This window comes from Brevibacillus sp. YAE8 (assembly GCF_057543335.1).
Map to the genome: position 1 here is coordinate 1 of NZ_BAAIYG010000199.1, position 504 is coordinate 504.

The following is a 504-nucleotide window of genomic DNA, read 5'->3' on the forward strand; positions in this document are numbered from 1 at the left end:
GCAAAATTTTAAGCATGGTCAAAGGAGACCCTTTAAAAATTGTTGTCGGGACAGCGGTTCTTACAATGCTCGTCGCCTTGGACGGAGATGGCTCGACAACGTACATGATTACGACAAGCGCCATGCTTCCGCTCTATTTTCTGCTAGGCATCCGGCCAATTATCTTGGCAGGAATCGCGGGAGTCGGCATGGGAATCATGTACACGATTCCATGGGGCGGTGCGACGCCGAGGGCGGCGAGTGCGCTGGGGGTTGATCCAGCTGAGCTAACAGGGCCGATGATTCCTGTCATTGCAAGCGGGATGCTTTGTATGGTGGCGGTTGCGTATGTGCTTGGAAAAGCGGAACGAAAGCGCCTTGGTGTGATTGAACTGAAACAGCCAGCCAATGCCAATGAACCGGCGGCAGCGGTTGAAGATGAGTGGAAGCGGCCGAAGCTTTGGTGGTTCAATTTATTGTTAACGCTTTCTTTAATAGGATGTTTAGTATCGGGTAAAGTCAGTT

The 504-nt window shown here is 51.4% G+C and carries 1 pseudogene; it reads left to right on the plus strand.

The features are described 5' to 3' along the window. Positions 1-504: pseudogene (gene citM, locus AC27IT_RS28375) on the plus strand (Mg(2+)/citrate complex secondary transporter CitM); the annotation flags it as partial.